19 protein-coding genes are annotated in these 17675 nt (G+C 67.9%); 14 read left to right on the top strand and 5 right to left on the bottom strand.

Annotated elements, in window-relative coordinates:
• Both modB and ACZK13_RS11945 read left to right on the top strand, forming a co-directional pair.
• Nucleotides 1-684 carry a molybdate ABC transporter permease subunit gene (modB, locus tag ACZK13_RS11950; RefSeq protein ID WP_049459011.1) on the top strand — a complete coding sequence of 228 codons (684 nt, stop codon included), beginning with the start codon at nucleotides 1-3 and terminating at the stop codon, nucleotides 682-684.
• The gene (locus tag ACZK13_RS11945; protein ID WP_125895820.1) at nucleotides 674-1342 is read left to right on the top strand and encodes an ATP-binding cassette domain-containing protein; all 669 of its coding nucleotides are present in this window, start codon (nucleotides 674-676) and stop codon (nucleotides 1340-1342) included. Before modB ends, ACZK13_RS11945 begins: the two co-directional genes overlap by 11 nt.
• 473 nt (nucleotides 1343-1815) lie before the next feature.
• Here the strand turns inward: ACZK13_RS11945 and ACZK13_RS11940 are convergent, their stop codons facing one another.
• The 5 genes from ACZK13_RS11940 to ACZK13_RS11920 form a co-directional block, all read right to left on the bottom strand.
• Nucleotides 1816-3345: a diflavin oxidoreductase gene (locus ACZK13_RS11940; protein ID WP_253143251.1), complete on the bottom strand. Its 1530-nt coding sequence runs from the start codon at nucleotides 3343-3345 to the stop codon at nucleotides 1816-1818.
• Complete coding sequence (locus ACZK13_RS11935) at nucleotides 3342-3770, bottom strand: PAS domain-containing protein (protein ID WP_125893679.1); 429 nt, start codon at nucleotides 3768-3770, stop codon at nucleotides 3342-3344. The genes ACZK13_RS11940 and ACZK13_RS11935 overlap by 4 nt, the downstream gene beginning before the upstream one ends.
• A 134-nt stretch (nucleotides 3771-3904) precedes the next feature.
• On the bottom strand, nucleotides 3905-4378 hold the full coding sequence (locus ACZK13_RS11930; protein WP_125893677.1) for a hypothetical protein: 474 nt from the start codon (nucleotides 4376-4378) through the stop codon (nucleotides 3905-3907).
• 673 nt (nucleotides 4379-5051) lie between these two features.
• Nucleotides 5052-5366, bottom strand: coding sequence for an AzlD family protein (locus ACZK13_RS11925; RefSeq protein ID WP_032128129.1), 315 nt, complete (start codon nucleotides 5364-5366; stop codon nucleotides 5052-5054).
• Nucleotides 5363-6094 carry an AzlC family ABC transporter permease gene (locus ACZK13_RS11920; RefSeq protein WP_253143250.1) on the bottom strand — a complete coding sequence of 244 codons (732 nt, stop codon included), beginning with the start codon at nucleotides 6092-6094 and terminating at the stop codon, nucleotides 5363-5365. Before ACZK13_RS11920 ends, ACZK13_RS11925 begins: the two co-directional genes overlap by 4 nt.
• A gap of 127 nt (nucleotides 6095-6221) precedes the next feature.
• Here ACZK13_RS11920 and ACZK13_RS11915 point away from each other — a divergent pair, with 127 nt between their 5' ends.
• The 12 genes from ACZK13_RS11915 to gspE all read left to right on the top strand — a co-directional run bounded on the left by ACZK13_RS11915 (nucleotide 6222) and on the right by gspE (nucleotide 17669).
• Nucleotides 6222-6686 (top strand): Lrp/AsnC family transcriptional regulator, encoded by a 465-nt coding sequence (locus ACZK13_RS11915; RefSeq protein WP_099553468.1) that lies wholly within the window; start codon nucleotides 6222-6224, stop codon nucleotides 6684-6686.
• 479 nt (nucleotides 6687-7165) lie between these two features.
• On the top strand, nucleotides 7166-7846 hold the full coding sequence (locus ACZK13_RS11910) for an STN domain-containing protein (RefSeq protein ID WP_125893671.1): 681 nt from the start codon (nucleotides 7166-7168) through the stop codon (nucleotides 7844-7846).
• Nucleotides 7847-7862: 16 nt separating this feature from the next.
• Entirely contained in the window at nucleotides 7863-8393 is a 531-nt protein-coding gene (locus ACZK13_RS11905; protein WP_032128154.1) for an RNA polymerase sigma factor, read from the top strand.
• 69 nt (nucleotides 8394-8462) lie between these two features.
• Nucleotides 8463-9443 (top strand): FecR family protein, encoded by a 981-nt coding sequence (locus tag ACZK13_RS11900; protein ID WP_253143248.1) that lies wholly within the window; start codon nucleotides 8463-8465, stop codon nucleotides 9441-9443.
• A 58-nt stretch (nucleotides 9444-9501) separates the two neighbouring features.
• On the top strand, nucleotides 9502-10053 hold the full coding sequence (locus ACZK13_RS11895) for a hypothetical protein (RefSeq protein ID WP_032128125.1): 552 nt from the start codon (nucleotides 9502-9504) through the stop codon (nucleotides 10051-10053).
• Nucleotides 10054-10173: 120 nt separating this feature from the next.
• Nucleotides 10174-10758, top strand: coding sequence for a hypothetical protein (locus ACZK13_RS11890; protein ID WP_125893668.1), 585 nt, complete (start codon nucleotides 10174-10176; stop codon nucleotides 10756-10758).
• A 57-nt stretch (nucleotides 10759-10815) separates the two neighbouring features.
• Nucleotides 10816-11253, top strand: coding sequence for a type II secretion system major pseudopilin GspG (gspG, locus tag ACZK13_RS11885; protein ID WP_014037416.1), 438 nt, complete (start codon nucleotides 10816-10818; stop codon nucleotides 11251-11253).
• A gap of 9 nt (nucleotides 11254-11262) precedes the next feature.
• Nucleotides 11263-12168 carry a type II secretion system minor pseudopilin GspK gene (gene gspK, locus ACZK13_RS11880; RefSeq protein WP_125893666.1) on the top strand — a complete coding sequence of 302 codons (906 nt, stop codon included), beginning with the start codon at nucleotides 11263-11265 and terminating at the stop codon, nucleotides 12166-12168.
• A complete protein-coding gene (gspL, locus tag ACZK13_RS11875) occupies nucleotides 12165-13328 on the top strand; it encodes a type II secretion system protein GspL (RefSeq protein WP_125893664.1) in 1164 nt (387 codons plus the stop codon). The genes gspK and gspL overlap by 4 nt, the downstream gene beginning before the upstream one ends.
• The gene (gspM, locus tag ACZK13_RS11870; protein WP_032128120.1) at nucleotides 13325-13852 is read left to right on the top strand and encodes a type II secretion system protein GspM; all 528 of its coding nucleotides are present in this window, start codon (nucleotides 13325-13327) and stop codon (nucleotides 13850-13852) included. The genes gspL and gspM overlap by 4 nt, the downstream gene beginning before the upstream one ends.
• Nucleotides 13849-16239 carry a type II secretion system secretin GspD gene (gene gspD, locus ACZK13_RS11865; protein ID WP_478481712.1) on the top strand — a complete coding sequence of 797 codons (2391 nt, stop codon included), beginning with the start codon at nucleotides 13849-13851 and terminating at the stop codon, nucleotides 16237-16239. The genes gspM and gspD overlap by 4 nt, the downstream gene beginning before the upstream one ends.
• Complete coding sequence (gspE, locus tag ACZK13_RS11860; RefSeq protein ID WP_329893618.1) at nucleotides 16236-17669, top strand: type II secretion system ATPase GspE; 1434 nt, start codon at nucleotides 16236-16238, stop codon at nucleotides 17667-17669. Before gspD ends, gspE begins: the two co-directional genes overlap by 4 nt.
• The last annotated feature ends 6 nt before the right edge of the window (nucleotides 17670-17675 follow it).

The following is a 17675-nucleotide window of genomic DNA, read 5'->3' as shown; positions in this document are numbered from 1 at the left end:
ATGGATCTCGACTGGAGCGCACTGGGGTTGTCGCTGAAGGTGGCCGGCTGGGCCACCGCGATCAATCTTGTAGTGGGCGTGGCGCTGGGCGCACTACTGGCGCGGCGGCGCTTTCCCGGCCGTGAGCTGCTGGATTCGCTGCTGACCCTGCCAATGGTGTTGCCGCCGACGGTGCTGGGCTATTACCTGCTGGTGCTGATCGGCCGTAACGGACCGATCGGTGCGTGGTTGCAGTCGTGGTTCGGCATCAACCTGGTGTTTACCTGGCAGGCTGCAGTGATCGCCGCCGCAGTGGCCTCGCTGCCGCTGGTGTTCAAGCCGGCACGCGCGGCGTTCGAGGAAGTGGACGGACAGCTGGAGCAGGCCGCACGCACGCTCGGTGTGTCCGAAGCGGCGGTGTTCTTCCGCATCACGCTGCCGCTGGCCTGGCGTGGCATCCTCGCCGGCCTGCTGCTGGCGTTTGCACGTGCGATGGGCGAGTTCGGCGCCACTCTGATGGTGGCTGGCAGCATTCCGGGCCGCACGCAGACGCTGTCGATCGCCATCTACGAAGCGGTGCAGGCCGGCCAGGACGGCAAGGCCAATGCGCTGGTGATCCTGACCTCGGTGGTGTGCATCGTGATCCTGCTGCTGGCCGCACGGCTGGTGGGCGGGCGTCGCCGGGAGCTGCGTGATGTGGCTTGACCTGCAGGTGCAGCGTCGGCTGCAGGCGGCCGGCCAGGATTTCGTGTTGGACGTGTCGCTGCAGTGCACGCAGCGGCAGGTGGTGCTGTTCGGGCCTTCGGGCGCCGGCAAGAGCCTGACCCTGAAGGCGGTGGCCGGGCTGCTACGGCCGGGCCAGGGGCATGTACGGCTGCAGGGGCAGACCCTGTTCGATGCGGCCACCGGCGTGGATCTGCCGCCGCAACGCCGCCGGCTGGGCTACGTGTTCCAGGATTACGCGCTGTTCCCGCACCTGAGCGTGCGCCAGAACGTGGCGTTCGGTCTGCAGAAGGGCTGGTTGAATCCGCGGGCTGGCCAGCGCTTCGATGCGGTGGAGCAGTGGCTGCACGCATTCCGCATCGACACGGTCGGTGATCTGCTGCCGTCGCAGGTATCCGGCGGCCAGCGTCAGCGCACCGCCTTGGCACGTGCATTGGTGACGCAGCCGCAGGCGCTGCTGCTGGATGAGCCGTTCTCCGCGCTGGATCATGACCTGCGCCAGCACCTGCGCCAGGAGCTGGAGACGGTGCTGGACAATACTGGCATTCCGTTGCTGTTGATCAGCCACGACCCGCAGGATGTGGCCATGTTCGGCCAGCAGGTAGCACGCGTGGTGGATGGTCGTATCGTCGGCGGTTGACCCGCGATGGACGCAAGGGCGATGGATGGCTACATCTGATGGTAGTGCCGGCCGCTGGCCGGCAACCATGGAATCCGGAGCAGCCGGCCAGCGGCCGGCTCTACCGGTTCAGGAGTTCCGCGACGCTCAGGCGATGAATGGTTGCATCTGATGGTAGTGCCGGCCGCTGGCCGGCAACCATGGAATCTGGGGCAGCCGGCCAGCGGCCGGCTCTACCGGTTCAGGAGTTCCGCGACGCTCAGGCGATGAATGGTTGCATCTGATGGTCGTGCCGGCCGCTGGCCGGCAACCATGGAATCTGGGGCAGCCGGCCAGCGGCCGGCTCTACCGGTTCAGGAGTTCCGCGACGCTCAAGCGATGAATGGTTGCATCTGATGGTAGTGCCGGCCGCTGGCTGGCAACCATGGAATCCGGAGCAGCCGGCCAGCGGCCGGCTCTACCATTCCAGCGTTCGCGCAATCCAGTGGAATGGATCAATACAGCTCGCAGTGCGTGCGGCCTTCGCCCCGCAGCGCGTCCCAGTGCCCTTCGCCACTGATGGCATCGATGGCCTCGCGCACCGCGCCTTCCAGGTGGCTCTTGTTGCCGCACAGGTACAGATGCCCGCCGCGGGCCAGCATGTCGCGCACTTCGGCGGCGCGCTGCTGCAGCACATGCTGCACATAGACCTTTTCGGCGCCATCGCGCGAGAACGCGGTATGCAGGCCGGCCAGCACACCGCGCGCGCGCCAGTCCTGCAGCTGTTCGCGGTACAGGTAATCGTGCTGGCTGTGCTTCTCGCCGAACACCAGGTGCACTTCGCGTTCGCAGACACCGGCCTGCAGCTCCTGCATCAGGCCCATCAACGGTGCGATGCCGGTGCCGGTGCCGACCAGCAGCAGCGGTGCCTCGCCGGTATCGGGCAGATGGAAGCCAGGGTTGGAGCGGCAGTACACACGGGCACGGTCGCCACCGTGCAGCAGGCTGCCGGTGGCGGTGCCAAGGCGCTCGCGACCGCGCAGGGTGTAGCGTACTTCGCGCACGCACAGGCTCAGCTGGTCGTTGCAGGGGTGGGAGGCGATCGAGTAGGCGCGCGGCAGGCGCGGTGACAGCAGCTCGCGCAGGCGGGCCAGCGGCACGCTGGCCGGCGTGGCGTGGTCCTGCAGTACGTCCAGCAGGTCCAGGCCGTGCAGGTAGGCTTCCAGTTCGCGCTTCTGGCTGACCTTCAGCAGGCCCTTCAGTACCTCGCTGCCACCTAGCTTGGCCAGCTCGCGCAGCACGCCCTTGCTCAGCAGGCGCAGCTCGCGGTCATGCAGGGCGGTCACGGTGGCGGTGTCGCCATACCAGGTGGCCAATGCCTGCAGCAGGGCAGGGTCGTTCTCGGGTACCACGTGCAGGGTGTCACCGGCGCGATACGCCATGCCACTGCCGGCAATGTCCAGCTGCAGATGCCAGGCGGCCGGGTCGCTGCTGTTCAAGCGGCGGCGTTCGAGAATGCGGGCGGCAAACGCATTGTCTTCGCCATAGGCAGTCACCTGCAGGTGCAGGTCCTGGCCAGCGTTCACGTCGCCGTCCAGCACCTGGCCCAGCACCGGCTGCCATTGCTGGAAGAACTGCTCGTAGCCCAGGTCGGCATCGACGCGATGCAGCAGTGGCTGCGCCTGGCGCTCGCTCAGCGCGGCATCCAGCGCCTTGGTGAAGCCGCAGAAGCTGGGGTAGCCGGTGTCGCCGAGGCCGAACACCGCATAGCGAAGGCCGCTCAGCGTCGGCGTCTGGCGCAGGGTTTCAAAGAACTGTTCGCCGTTGGCCGGCGGTTCGCCATCGCCGAACGAGCTGGAGATCGCCAGCAGCACATCGCCGTGGCCGAGGCTGGCCACGTCGATGTCGTTGAACGGAAGCACCTGCGGCCCGTGCGGCTGCAGGTCCGCGCCCAGGCGCTGGGCCAGGGCGCGGGCATTGCCCGACTCGGACGCGAAACCCACCAGCAGGCGGCTGAAGGGCGTACTGGTCGGGAGGGCGTTCACGCGGCCTCGTAGAAGTCGTCGAACTTTTCCTTGCTGAACTCGACCAGGTCGTAGTTCTGCATCAGGTCGTTCACCACGCGGCGGATGCTGATGTACGAGGTGATGTTGCCGTCGGCGTCGAACAGCGGCTGCACGGTGGTGTCCACCACGTAGAGCACGCCACCCTTGCCAAGGTTGGGCACGATGCCGGTCCAGGTCTTGCCGGCCTTGATGGTGTCCCACATGTCCTTGTAGACCGCCTTGGGCACATCAGGATGGCGCACGATGCTGTGCGGCTGGCCGATCAGCTCCTCGCGCGCGAACCCGGTGAGCGTGCAGAACAGGTCGTTGGCGTAGGTGATGTTGCCCTGCAGGTCGGTGGTGGAGATCACCATGACGTTCTGCATGGCACTCAGCAGCTGGGCGTTGTCGGGGGTGTAGCTCATCGCAGGTCCTTTGGATGCCGGTGACACCGGCGTATTGGGTTCCTGCATAGAGATACGCCCGCGCGGCGGCGGGCGGTTTGACATTGATCAAGCGGGTGGCGGGATGGCCTGCGACCGGGTGTCGCAGGGAGCGTTCACTGCTGCAGGGGAAAGCCGATCGTCTCGTGGCAATGCCGCATCAGGTGGCGGCCTCCCTCATTGATGTGCAAGGTGTCCGCGTCACCGAAGAACCGCAGCAGCGCTCCCCCGGTCGTACTGCCTGCATGCGCGGAGCGCCTGGCTGCCGATGGCAGAAACGGATCAGCTCGCGGATCGTGTCCGCCAGGCAGATCCGCACGTGCAACGGCGCGTTCGATCATCAGCTGGGCACATGCGCCTGCCAGATAGGCGTCTGGTTCGCGCTGCCCGCCGCGCCGAGGCTGTCCTGCCAATGCGGTGGCGATATGCTGGAACTCATGGGCGGTGGTGGCGATCACGCGCCTGCGCAGCGAGTCGGTGTCGGGACCGGAGGGAAACCAGAAACCGACCATCTGGCCCTGCGGCTCTGGTCCTGGCAGCTGTCGCCAGATGCCGCCTCCGTCACTTACGATCGTGAGCTGATAGCGCATTGGTGTCCGTTCCTGCCCATTGGCCTGGAGCGGCAATCCAGCGGATCGTGCGGCGGCCTCGCAGAGCCGCGACGCCTGCATGGCTGAAAGCGCTCGATCTTCCCAGAGGACTCGAGTTGCGACGGATGACCATCCGCACTCGATGGATCGATTGGGATACTCCGAGCTTTCTGGACCGGGTAGCACCGACACTGTGCTGATCTTCAGATGTGAGGTAGGGCCTCGCAGCAGGGTGGCATACCCTCCATCGGTACTGACCAGGTTCCGGGGAGGCAGCTGGATGGATTGGCACGCACTTGTGGCCAGAAGGATTGCCGCCAGCCCAGCATAGAGCCCGAGGGGGAGGCCCGGTTGGGTACGCCTGGACTGACGGCGCTGCATCAGAGGGGCAGCCCGCGAGTAGATGTGAGGGTGATACCGATTGCTGCCACGACAACTCGCAGATTGCTCATTGGTACTCTCCACGTTGGACGTCGATTGACCGATCAGCTCAACCCGCTGATTCGGCAGTCGATCCGTACCGGCTCAGGCTCGATCAGGCAATCGGAATTTTTTCAAACACCTCCAGTAGGTGGCTCCGGGCCACGTTTGAGGCGGCACGCAAATGTGCAGGTCGAGCTGATAGCGACCGTCGCGCTTCCAGTCACACACACGCGGGGAACTCGCGCGTGCGTCAGCCCATCAGATAGCGCAGCACACCGGCCGATACCACGCCGATCAGCACCGTCGGCAGCATCGACAGCCGCGTGGCGGCCAGCAGGGTGATCGCCAGCGCGGCGAGGTCGGCGGGCTTGTCGGCGACGAAGTCGGGCGCGATCACCGAGATCAGCACGCAGCCCGGCGCGGCTTCCATCACCGTCACTGCGCGCTTGCTCAGCGTGCGGTTGCGCAGCGCGAGGAAGCCGATGATGCGGGTCAGGTAGGTGGCAGCGGCCATCAGCACGATGGTCAGCACCGAGGTCCAGTGGATCAGGCCGTTGAAGATCATGCTGCGTCCTCCGCCAGCAGCCAGGCGGCCGCCAGGCCGGCCAGTGCGCCACTGGCCACGTACCACGCACCCGGCACCAGCAGGTAGGTGGCAGCGGCCACCACCAGGCTGACCAGCCACGGGCGCGCTGCTTTCATGCCCTGCCACATGCCGCGCAGCAGCACCAGGAACACGGCCGGGAAGGCCATGTCGAAACCATAGGCGTGGATGTCGACCAGCATCGGGCCGACGATCGCGCCCAGCGCGGTACAGGCCACCCAGACCGTGTACAGGCCTGCCGACACGCCCAGGTAATAGGCCAGGCTGAAGCCGAGCGCACGGCGGCGCGCATCGGCCACGCCCATCGCCCAGCTCTCGTCGCACATGAAGAACAGCGCCGGCAGCACGCGGCGGCGCGGCAGGTGCTGCAGCAGCGGGGCCAGGCTGGCGCCCATCAGCAGGTGGCGGCTGTTGACCAGCGCGGTGATCGCCACGATCAGCGCGATATGCAGCGGCGAGGTCCACAGTTCGACGGCGGCGAACTCCGAGCCACCGGCGAAGTTGAGGCCGGTCATCAGCGGCACTTCCAGGGCGCTGAGGCCTTTCTGGGCGGCCTGGGCGCCGAGCACCAGGGCGAAGGGAATGAAGCCGATCATCACCGGTACGGCGGCGCGCAGGCCGCGCAGGAATTCGGCGCGCGGGGCGGTATCGCAGGTATCGGGCAGGGGGAGGGTGGTACGGGCGTCCATGGAACGGCACAACGAGGTGGGGGTGGCCCATGCTAGCGGTCCGATCGCGAAATCGGGTTGCGTTGATGCCATTCAATTCGGGAATATTGAGATTCCATGCGGCTAAGGTCGCCAAAGGTGAAATCCCGTGCAGTATCAGCTCGACAACCTCGATCGCCGCATCCTCGATGCCCTGCAGCGTGACGGACGGCTGCAAAACCTGGAGCTGGCCCGGCTGGTGGGCCTTTCGCCCTCGGCCTGCCTGCGGCGGGTGCGGCTGCTGGAGGAGGGCGGCTACATCGACCGCTACGTGGCCCTGCTGAATGAGGCGAAGGTGGGTCGTGGCTTCACGGTGTTCGTGCGAGTGTGGCTGCGCGGGCAGGACGAGGACACCACCAACCACTTCATCAACAGCATCAAGTCGTTCCCGGAAGTGCTTGAATGCCATCTGATGGCCGGTGACTGCGATTTCCTGCTGCGGGTGGCGGTGGCGGACCTGGATGCTTACCGGCAGTTCCAGATGCAGCACCTGAACCGGATCACCGGGGTGCAGAACACCAAGACCGAGATTCCGATGCAGCGGATCAAGCAGACCACCCAGCTGCCGCTTTGAGGATGGGTGGTTCCGGCCGGGTTGCACCCGGCACCCGCGGTAGTGCCGGCCGCTGGCCGGCAACCTCAGGAGCAACAGCAGCCGCAACGGCGATGTTCCCAGGGCGGCGGGGCGGTGTGGCCAGGCAGGACACGCCGTAGACCCATCCATGGGGGCTCGATGGCGCCATCCATGGCGCCAACGGTCCTGCCTGCCCACACCGCCCCGCGCCTGACAGTTCCCCGCGACCTGTTGGGGTCGGATCCCGTTGCTGTGCAACGGGCTCTGACCCCGGGAGCAGATGGACATGTCTGTTCGATTCATTGATTCCTGATGCGTGACTGGGTTCACGGAGCCTGGCTCAACGCCGGGCGTAGGCAGCGGTCATCGCAATGACATCTGGCCCCGGTACGGTTTGAGCCCGCTTGCTGGTCGCGCGCGGGCCGGGGTTCCGGTCGTGGCGCGCGTCCACTGCAGCTGCTGTCGCTGCCGAGGGTCATGTGTTCTACGTCAGGGGGCTGAATGGACACCATGCGGTCAGAACTTGGAAGGTGGCCATCGCCGCATGGCTGCTGCTGTCCTTTGCCGCTGTGGCGCGGGACGGTGTTCATGCCTACGACATCCCTGCGCAGCCGCTGGAGCAGGCGGTCGAGCGCTTCAGCGTCATCAGCGGGTGGTCGGTGATGTACCCGGGCGATCTTGCCGCCGGCCGTAGCAGCCATGCGCTGCGCGCCAGCCTTGCGCCGCTGCCTGCCTTGCAGATGCTGCTGCAGGACACCGGCATCGAGGCCGAGATGATCGGTGAGCAGCGCGTGGTGCTGCGCCGGGGCACGCCCTCGGTCGCCGAACCCGGTACTGGTGCCGAACTTCCCGAGGCCGAGCGTCGGCGTCGCTATGGCGGGCTGCAGCAGCGCCTGCGTGCGGTGTTCTGTGACGACCCCGAGATCGCGCCCGGCCGCTATGCCGCGACGCTGCGCTTCCACGTCGACGGCGAAGGCCAGGTGCATGCGCCCGAGCTGCTCTCAGGCAGTGGCAGCGCCCGCCGCGATGCACGCCTGCTGCAGGCGCTGCAGGGCCTGGTGCTTGCGCCCGATGCCGCCGCGCTGCCGCAGCCGGTGACGCTGCAGATCCGACCTTCCGGCACCGACCACGACTGTGGTCGGCGCGCGCCCCTTCCATGACTTCAAGGATTCGAACATGAGCAACGGTACGGCTGGGGCAGTTGACCTGATGGACCACCTTCTGGGGGCCTACGACGAGCTGAAGCGCCGCCTGGTGCGCAAGCTGGGCTCGGAGGAGCTGGCCGGCGATGCGCTGCAGGACACCTGGATGCGCCTGAGTGCGCGCCGTGACCGCCTGGATGCCGTGCAGAATCCCGCGGCCTACCTGTTGCGCATGGCGATGAACACGGTGATCGACCGCCAGCGTGCCGACCACCGCCTGCTGAGCCTGGAAGAGGTGGATACGCTGATGGAGATGGCCGACCCTGCACCGGGCCCGGCGCAGGCGGCCGAACTGGATTTCGCGCTGGAGGACATGGTCGGCCTGCTGCAGCGCATGCCCGAGCGCCGACGCCGCATCCTGCTGGCGATCCGCGTCGATGGCCTGCAGCAGCGCGACGTCGCCGACCAGCTGGGCGTGTCGCTGCGGCTTGTGCAGCGCGAGCTGAAAGCGGCCCAGGACTACCTGGCCGAGCGCAGCGGGCAGGGGCGTCAGGTGCGGTTCTGAGCGGCGGCATCCGTCTACACTTTGACGCCGAGCAGAACCCCGCAGCGTGCGGGTCCGGCATGAGCCCCCATGGATCCTGACGATCGCCCGCAACGCCCGCTGGATGCCGTCGAGCGTCAGGCCCACGCGTGGGTGGTGCGGCTGACCTCGGGCGAGGCCACCGCCGCCGATGGGCGCAGGTTCCGTGAGTGGTGCGAGGCTGATCCGCGTCATCGCGAAGCATTCGGCCGTGCGCGCCGGCAATGGGAGCAGGTACGCCTGGCGGGCGAACAGCTGCCCGCCGCTGCGCGCCAGCCGGTCGCGCCGACGCCGTCCCAGCGCTGGAGCCGGCGTGCCTTCCTGGGCGCCGCGATTGCCGCCCCGGCCAGTCTGGTAGTGGTGGCGGCGATCCGCCCGCCGCTGGGGCTGTGGCCCTCGGTGACAGCCATGGCTGCCGATTTCCATACTGGCACCGGTGAGCGACTGCAGATCTCGCCCTTGCCGCTGCTGAAGATCGAACTGGATACGCAGAGCAGCCTGCGCCGTCGTTCGGACACGCAGGGCGAAGGCTTCGAGCTGGTGCAGGGCCAGGCCGCGATCGAAACCCAGGCAGGCCTGCGCCTCGCCCTGTTCGCGGGGCCGGGCTGCGTGATTGCCGATGAAGGTGCGGTGCGCCTGGACGTCCGCAACACCCACGGCCAGGTACGGGTGACCTGCCTGCAGGGCAGCGCCCGCATCGAGCACCCGCAGGGCCGCCTGCAGCTGCAGGCGGGCCAGCAGACCCAATACGACGAGCGCCTCAGTGGCGTGGTGGCCGAAGCCCTGGCCTCGGAAGTGAGCGCCTGGACCGAGGGCATGCTGGTGTTCCGTCGCGCTCCCTTGCGCGAGGTGGTGGATGAAATCAACCGCTACCGCCGCGGCAAGGTGCTGCTGGGCGAATCGGCATTGGCGCGGGCCCCGGTCAGCGGTCGCTTCCGCATCGATGATCCGGACGCGGCGCTGGAGCAGCTGCGACTGACGATGTCGCTGGATCTGCGTCGCTTTCCGGGTGGCATTGCCGTCCTTGGTTAGATGAAGACGCTGGCCGTGCGCGCCGTGCAGGGCTGTTGCAAGCAAGGAGACGCCAAGGATGCGCAACGAGACCATCGGTGTGCTGGATCTGCGCCGCAACCTGTCGGCGTTGCTGGAAACCACGCAGCGACGGCCCTTGATGGTGCATCGCTACGGCTCGCCATGGGTGTGCGTGGTGTCCGACGCGCAGTGGCAGCAACAGGCCGTGCTGCTGGACTTCGATCCGCAGTCGCACCCGTTGGCGATGCTGCTGCGGCTGCAGCAGCAGGTGCTGCCCCTCGCTGAGGCCGGCACGCTGCCGCCTGCGGCGATGGCGCGCGTGCTGCTGCTGATGGGCATGCACGGCATCGACGATCTGGTGCAACTGCACGAGCAGGTACAGCATCATCGTCTTTGGCACTGGTTCGTGGCCGGCAGCCATGGCGTGATGGACGGCTGGCAGCTGCCGGCGCTGCGTGTTGCGATGGCGTCATGGTGCGATGACGTGGATATGTCCAATGCACTGGCAACGTTCGCCGCACGCAGCGATGTGGCGATACTGGCGCGCCGTTGCGGGGGCGAAGCGCCGCGACTGGAGCGCGAAGCCTGCAGGCAGATGACGCTGCGATGACGTTGCTGATGAAGCGCCACGCAGCGCACAGAGACGCATTCGCGTTGTCGCTTCACCTGCCTTGCTGACGTCTTCTCCAGAGTACGACGCACCACGCGTCGCGGAGCACGGGCGGCGCCGATGGCAGACAGTCGCAGGATCAGCATGCTGGAGCTGGATCGTCACCTGAGCCAGTCGCTGGAACAGGCACGGCATACGCCCGTGAACGTGCAGCGCTATGGGCACTCGTGGGTCTGGGTACTGTCCAGTGACGCCTGGGCCGATGCGGCGCGCTGGGCGGCACTGGACAGCAGCGCGCATCCGCTGGCGGCGTTGCGGCGCGCCCTCGATCTGCAGCTGCGGCCCTGGCCCGAGGCGGCCATGAACGCGCTGCCGCTTGACGCGGGCGATGTGCGGCAGCTGCAACGTGCGGCGTTGCTGGTGGTCGTGCGTGATCTCAACAGTGCGCAGCGCGTGTACGACGATCTGCGTTACCACCAGGTCTACCGGATGTTCATCGGCCTCGACCATGGCACCGCGTGGTCGCCGATGCAGTGCGTGCGCCTGCTGCAGGCCTGCGCGCACCCGTTGCTGCGCGGCTGCATCGACGATGCGCTGGCCAGCGTGCCGCAGCACCTGTTCGAGTCTGCATGTGCCCCGGCTACACGTGTTGCGCCTGCACAGGCACGCGCGCAGCGAATAGCAGGCGGATGTTTATCGTACTGACACATGCACCGCTGACCATGGCGCAGCGGTCTCTTCCAGGATGACGAGGGCGGAACAATGGCAAGGCAAGTGGGTGGTCGCAGGGCTCGGCAACAGGGTTTCAGCCTGATCGAGATCATGGTGGTGGTGGTGATCATCGGCATTCTTGCCGCGTTGATCGTGCCGCGGTTGATGGACCGTCCCGACCAGGCGCGCGTGGTGGCGGCGCGTCAGGACATCGCGGCGCTGATGCAGGCATTGAAGTTGTTCAAGCTGGACAACGGTCGCTATCCCAGCGCCGAACAGGGCCTGCAGGCGCTGGTGAAGCCGCCGCAGGGCAGCGGTGCGATGCCGGTGACACCGTATCTGGATCGCCTGCCGAATGACCCATGGGGCCATCCGTACCAGTACCAGATTCCCGGAACCCACGGCGACATCGATGTGTTCTCGCTGGGTGCGGACAGCAAGCCCGGTGGCGACGCCGGGAACGCGGACATCGGCTCCTGGCAGCTGTGAGGCGTGCAGATGACAGCCCGGACGCGTTCGGTCCCGTGCACCCGCCAGCGCGGCATGGCGGTGATCGTCGCCCTGCTGGTGGTGGCATTGGTGGCGGTGATTGCCACTGCACTGCTGACCCGGCAGTCGGCACAGCTGCGTGCGCTGCGTGGCGACCAGCTGCGTGCGCAGGTGCGCATGGCGGTCGATGCCACCCTGGAGCGCGCGGCGCAGCAGCTGCGTGACGATGTAAAGGAGCAGTTGACCACGGTGCGCAGCGGCCGTTGGGCGCGTCCACTGACGCTGCAGGCGCCGCTGCCGGTGCAGTTGCAGCTGGTCGATGCACAGTCCATGTTCAACCTGCGCAACCTGCTGGCCTATGGCAAGCCGGACCCGGAGGCACGGCGCGCGTTCATCGCGCTGTGTGCCGGGCAGGGACTGGGGCAGGGTGCCTGTGCATCTGCTGCCGACCACATCCAGGCGCGGCTGCGTGATGGCGATCTGCAGGCGCAGGCGCCGTTGCCGCGTGAATCGGTGATCGAGCAGGCCCTGGCGGGCGCCGACCCAGTGGCGGTGCAGGCACTGGCACGGCGCACCGTGGTGCTGCCGGCCCAGACCCTGGTCAATGCCAACACCAGTGACATCAGCGTGTTGCAGGCGGTCACTCCCGGCGTGGAGCCGGGGCGCCTGCAGGCGCTACTCGGTGAGCGCGACGGTGGCCACTGGCTGCTCAACCGCGGCGATATCGCCAATCGTCTGCAACTGAGCAACGCGCAGATGGCCGTGGTGCCGCTTGGCATTCATAGCGAGTGGTTCCTTGCCGTCGGCCAGGTACAGGCCGATGGCAATGCGGTCGACTTCCGGGCCCTGATCTGGCGCGAGTACCGCGATGACAGTGTGCGCGTGCAGCGTGTGTGGACGAGGATTGGAGCATGAGCGTGCAGCTGAGGGTGCGCCTGCCGGCGCTGGAACACCTGCGCGCCGACAGTACGGTCGAGTGGGCGCAGTTGCACAAGGGTGGGGTGCTGGCCCATGGCCGCGAGGGCTTGGCCGTGCTCGGGCAACGTCATCCGCAGGCCGAGGTGCTGGCCTGTCTCGATCCGCAGGACCTGATCCTGCTGGAACTGCAGCTGCCGCCACTGTCGGGCCGCAGGCTGCAGGCCGCACTGCAGGGCGAAGTAGAGGCGATGCTGCTGGATGACCTGCAGGAGGTCGCGTTGGCACACGGTGCGCAGGCGGCGGACGGCACGGTTCCGGTGGCCTGGCTCGGCCAGCAGGCGGTCCTGCAGGCGCAGCAGCTGCTGGCCTCGTGCGCACTGCAGCTTCAGGCGCTGTATCCGACGCCGCTGCTGCTGCCGTGGCAGAACGGCCAGGCAACGCTGCAGGCTGCCGGTGAGCATCTGCTGGTGCGCTGCGGGCGCGATCGTGGTTTCGTGCAGTGGTGCGGTGGGCGCGACACAGCGGCGGTGCTGCAGTCGCTCGCGGCGCGTCTTCAGCAATCCGGGGTGCAGGCCGTGCAGTGGATCGACAGCGTGCCGTCGGTGTGGCCGGAGAACCTGCCGGCCACCGTGGTCGCGCATGAACGGCAGGCGTGCGGACCCGTGCCGGCGTGGTCGTTGCCACTGCCGGGTCGCAGCAGGCAGGCACCACGCGTGGCGATCGGCCTCGCATTGGCGGCGGTGTTACTGGCTGCGCTTGGGCTGCAGCTGCAGGTCTCGCGCTGGCGCAGCGAGGGCGAGGCGTTGCAGCAGGACATGGCGCGGCAGTTCAGTTCGCACTTTCCGGAGATCACCGATGTGGTGGACCCGGTGCTGCAGGCGCGGCGCGCGCTGGCCGTGCCGTTGCCGGCGCCGCCGTTGCCACGGGTGCAGCGGCAGGTCGCAACGACGCTGCAGGCGATTCCGGAGTTGGGCGGCCAGGTGCGCGGCCTGCGCTATCAACCCGGCCAGCTGGAACTGGAGCTGGACGCCGATGCGCAGGCGGTAGCCGATGACGCACAGCGGCTGGAACAGTGGCAGCAGGCGGCGCAGGCGCAGGGCCTGCAGCTGGCGCGCGAGGCCGGTGGACGCCTGCGCGTGAGCGGGGGCGGACAGTGACCGCCAGAGCCGTGCGCCTGGGCGAGGGTGTGGCCGGTCTGCAGCGACGCTGGCAGCACCTGCCGCCGCGCGACCGCTGGATGCTGTGGGTGATGGTGCTGGCGCTGCTGGCAGCGGGGCTGTGGTCCTTCTGGCTGGAGCCGCTGCTGAAACAGCGTGCGCACTGGCAGGCTGAGCTGCCGCGGCTGCAGGCGCAGGCGCGCGCACTGGCGCCGCTGCTGCGTGCACGCGAACGCCAGCAGCAGGTGCAGGGGCAGCGCCCGACGCTGGCCGCGCTGCGTAATGGAATCAAGTCCGCCGGCCTCGCCGATGGACTGCATGTCGAAGCACGCGACGGGCGTTGGCACCTGCAGGTGCAGGCCGTACCTGCTGACGCACTGTGGAACTGGCTGCTGCCCGTGCTGGCCGATCCGGCCATCGAACTGCAGCAACTGCAACTGACACGCACAGGGGATGCGAACATGCCGGCGGCACGGATATCCGGAAACATCGTGATGGCACTCACTGCGGGTGGCCATTCATGAGGGCGATGCGCAGCCTTGCCTGCAGCACTGTACTGGCCCTGATCGTGGGTGGCGCTCACGTTGTTGCACCGGCACAGGCGCAGGACGCCCCCGATGAACCGGTGCAGTTGAACCTGGTGGATACCGATATCGGCGGCGTACTGCGCATGGCGGCGCGCTTCACCGGTCGCCAGTTCCTGGTCGACCCGCGGGTGACCGGCAAGATGACCGTGGTTTCTGATGGCCCGGTCAGCCGTACCCAGGCGTACCAGTTGCTGCTGGGCGCACTGCGCATGCGTGGCTTTGCCGTGGTCGAGAACGGCGGTGTCAGCCGGGTGGTGCCGCAGGCCGAGGCCAAGCTGCTCGGTGGCCGTGTGGGCGCGGGCGGGGCCGGCGGCGAGGTGGCCACGCGCACCTTCGCGCTGCGCTACGAGAACGCAGCCGCGCTGGTGGCGGTGCTGCGGCCGATGATCAGCCCGGACAATCCGATCACCGCCAACCCGGGCAACAACACCCTGGTGATCACCGACTATGCCGACAACCTGGAGCGCATCGCGCGGGTGATCGCCAGCGTCGATACACCGGCCGGCATGGACACCGATGTGGTGAAGCTGCAGCAGGGCATTGCCGTTGACGTGGCAGCGATGGTCGCGCCGCTGCTGGATGCGCAGGGCGCCGAGCCCAGCCAGAAGGTGGTGGTGATGGCCGACCCCCGCAGCAACAGCGTGCTGCTGCGTTCCAGCAGCCCGGGCCGAACGCGCCTGGCGCGGCAGTTGGTGGAGAAGCTGGACCGCGCGCAGGACGAGTCCGGCAACCTGCATGTGGTCTACCTGCGCAATGCCCAGGCCAATCAGCTCGCCGGCGTGCTGCGCGGCGTGGTGGCCGGGCAGAGCGATGCACCGGCAATGGGCAGCAACGAAGGCATCACGCCACTGCCGGGTGACGCCAACCGCGCCACACCGTCGCAGCCGTCGCAGCCGTCGCAGCCGCAGCAGGCCAAGACCGGTGGCAATGCGCTGGAATCGCAGCGGCTGGACCCGAACCGCCGCGACCCGATCGATGCCGGCAGCACCGGTTTCAGTCAGAACGGCATTTCGGTGCAGGCGGACGTGGCCACCAACACGCTGCTGATCTCGGCACCGGAACCGGTGTACCGCAACCTGCGGCGGGTGATCGACCAGCTCGACCAGCGCCGTGCACAGGTGCTGGTGGAAAGCCTTATCGTGGAGGTCAACCAGACCGACGCGGCCGAACTGGGCGTGCAGTGGATGCTGGGCAATGGCCGCACCTTCGGCGGCACCCACTTCGGCGGCACCACCGGTGGCAGCGGGCTGAACACCACCGCACGCACCACCCTGGACGTGCTGCCCAAGGATGGCCTGAAGATCGGCGTCATCGACGGCACCATCAACCTGCCCGGCGTCGGCCAGATCCTCAACATGAAGGCGTTGGCCAACGCGCTGCAGAGCAAGGGCGGTGCCAACATCCTGTCCACGCCGAACCTGATGACGCTGGACAACGAAGCGGCCAGCATCATGGTCGGGCAGACCGTGCCGTTCGTCAGCGGCCGCTACGTGACCGACGGTGGTGGCGGCAGCAACAACCCGTTCCAGACCATCGTGCGCGAGGACGTGGGCCTGAAGCTGCGGGTGCGCCCGCAGATCTCCGAGGGCGGCACGGTGAAGCTGGACATCTACCAGGAAGTCAGCAGCATCGACGCGCAGAGCGCGAACAGCACGGCCGGCATCATCACCAACAAGCGCGCCCTGGATACCAGCGTGCTGCTGGACGATGGCCAGATCATGGTGTTGGGTGGCCTGCTGGAAGACAGTGTGAGCCACGGCCGTGATGCGGTGCCGGGGCTGGGAAAGATCCCGGTGCTGGGCGCCTTGTTCCGCAGTGATACCCGCAAGCGCGCCAAGACCAACCTGATGGTGTTCCTGCGCCCGCACGTGGTGCGTGATCCGGCCGCCGGCCAGCGCCTGACCCGCGACCGCTACGACTACATGCGCAACGCGCAGGCCGGTGCGCAGCCGGTGCAGAGCTGGGCGCTGCCGGCGCTGTCGGCACCGCAGCTGCCGCCGCAGGACCTGTCTGTACTCGGCCAGGGCAATGCGCGCGATGGCCAGGGCCAGCCGCTGCAGAACAGCAGCCTGGCGGCGCTGTACCCGTCCGGTGACGGCGATGCGCAGCTGGTGCAGTTCGCGCAGGGGTTGGACCCCGCGCGTGCCAGCCAAGGCGTGGCGCAGGTGCGGGCACTGGGCCTGCAGGCCTATGCCGAAGCGACGCCGGGTGAGAGCGGGCAACGCCTGCGGGTGCGATTGCCGCGCGACCCGGCGACGCTGGATCCGGCGCTGCAGCAGCTGCGCGGGCTGGGCTACACGCCGGAACTGGTGATCGGGCCGTGAGCACCGCCGCGCCACTGCCGTACGCCTGGGTGCGCAGCCATGGCGTGATGCTGTCCGAAGTTGGCGGCGAGTCGGTGCTGCTGGGTACCGCCGAAACCGCCGCGTGGGCCGTGGCCGAACTGCGCCGACGGCATGGCCCGCTGCCGTTCCAGGCGCTGGATGCAGCGGCCTGGCAGCAGCGGCTGGGTGAGCAGTACCGTGACGGCGGCGATGCCGCTGCCGTGGTCGGTGCCGCTGAAAGCGAAGTCGATCTGGACCGGCTGATGCAGGACATGCCGGAAGTCACCGACCTGCTGGACGCGCAGGACGATGCGCCGGTGATCCGCATGATCAACGCGCTGCTGGCACAGGCCGCACGCGATGGCGCCAGCGATCTGCACATCGAACCATTCGAGACCCATTCGGTGGTGCGCTACCGGGTGGACGGCACCCTGCGCGACATGGTGCAGCCGCGGCGCGCACTGCACGCGGCGCTGGTATCGCGCATCAAGATCATGGCGCACCTGGATATCGCCGAGAAGCGCCTGCCGCAGGACGGGCGCATTGCGATCCGCGTGGGCGGTCGGCCGCTGGACATCCGCGTCTCCACGGTGCCGACTGGGCATGGCGAACGCGCCGTGCTGCGCCTGCTGGAAAAGGATGCCGGCCGCCTGCAGCTGCAGCGGCTGGGCATGGCCGATGACACCCTGGCCACATTCACCGGCCTGATCCGGCAGCCGCATGGCATCGTGCTGGTCACCGGGCCGACCGGCAGCGGCAAGACCACCTCGCTGTACGCGGCGCTGGGCCAGCTCGACAGCAGCACCAGCAACATCCTCACCGTGGAAGACCCGGTGGAGTATGACTTCGCCGGCATCGGCCAGATCCAGGTCAACGCGCGTATCGGCATGAGCTTCGGCACGGCGCTGCGCGCGATCCTGCGCCAGGATCCGGACACCATCATGATCGGTGAGATCCGCGACCTGGAGACCGCGCAGATTGCGGTGCAGTCGTCGCTGACCGGCCATGGCGTGCTGGCGTCCCTGCACACCAACGACGCGATCTCGGCAGTGACCCGCCTTGCCGACATGGGCGTGGAGCCATTCCTGCTGGCCTCGTCGCTGCGCGGCGTACTGGCGCAGCGGCTGGTGCGGCGGCTGTGCACGCAATGCCGGCGTGCCGAGGTGGATGGCGACGGCCGTACCGTGTGGCGCGCGGTGGGCTGCGCGGCCTGTGCCAACAGCGGCTACCGGGGGCGTACCGGCATCCACGAGCTGTTCGTGGTGGACGATCGCGTGCGTGCGCTGATCCATGAAGGGCAGGGTGAACCTGCGCTGCGCGAGGCGGCGCGGCGTGCCGGCATGCGGACCTTGCGCCAGGACGGCCAGCGTTGGGTCGACAGCGGGGTGACCACGCTGGAAGAGATCCTGCGCGTCACGGGCGACGACTGAGGCCTG

It is taken from the genome of Stenotrophomonas sp. 99219_Sma (genome assembly GCF_056480785.1).
Note: the sequence above shows the minus strand (reverse complement) of the source record. Positions and strands in the feature narration are given on the sequence as shown.

Bases quoted from the DNA above. Each gene is read 5' to 3' on its own strand.
- modB (WP_049459011.1), top strand. From the start codon at position 1: ATGGATCTCGACTGGAGCGCACTGGGGTTGTCGCTGAAGGTGGCCGGC.
- ACZK13_RS11945 (WP_125895820.1), top strand. From the start codon at position 674: ATGTGGCTTGACCTGCAGGTGCAGCGTCGGCTGCAGGCGGCCGGCCAG.
- ACZK13_RS11935 (WP_125893679.1), bottom strand. From the start codon at position 3,770: ATGAGCTACACCCCCGACAACGCCCAGCTGCTGAGTGCCATGCAGAAC.
- ACZK13_RS11930 (WP_125893677.1), bottom strand. From the start codon at position 4,378: ATGCGCTATCAGCTCACGATCGTAAGTGACGGAGGCGGCATCTGGCGA.
- ACZK13_RS11925 (WP_032128129.1), bottom strand. From the start codon at position 5,366: ATGATCTTCAACGGCCTGATCCACTGGACCTCGGTGCTGACCATCGTG.
- ACZK13_RS11920 (WP_253143250.1), bottom strand. From the start codon at position 6,094: ATGGACGCCCGTACCACCCTCCCCCTGCCCGATACCTGCGATACCGCC.
- ACZK13_RS11905 (WP_032128154.1), top strand. From the start codon at position 7,863: ATGAGCAACGGTACGGCTGGGGCAGTTGACCTGATGGACCACCTTCTG.
- ACZK13_RS11900 (WP_253143248.1), top strand. From the start codon at position 8,463: ATGGATCCTGACGATCGCCCGCAACGCCCGCTGGATGCCGTCGAGCGT.
- ACZK13_RS11895 (WP_032128125.1), top strand. From the start codon at position 9,502: ATGCGCAACGAGACCATCGGTGTGCTGGATCTGCGCCGCAACCTGTCG.
- ACZK13_RS11890 (WP_125893668.1), top strand. From the start codon at position 10,174: ATGGCAGACAGTCGCAGGATCAGCATGCTGGAGCTGGATCGTCACCTG.
- gspG (WP_014037416.1), top strand. From the start codon at position 10,816: ATGGCAAGGCAAGTGGGTGGTCGCAGGGCTCGGCAACAGGGTTTCAGC.
- gspK (WP_125893666.1), top strand. From the start codon at position 11,263: ATGACAGCCCGGACGCGTTCGGTCCCGTGCACCCGCCAGCGCGGCATG.
- gspL (WP_125893664.1), top strand. From the start codon at position 12,165: ATGAGCGTGCAGCTGAGGGTGCGCCTGCCGGCGCTGGAACACCTGCGC.
- gspD (WP_478481712.1), top strand. From the start codon at position 13,849: ATGAGGGCGATGCGCAGCCTTGCCTGCAGCACTGTACTGGCCCTGATC.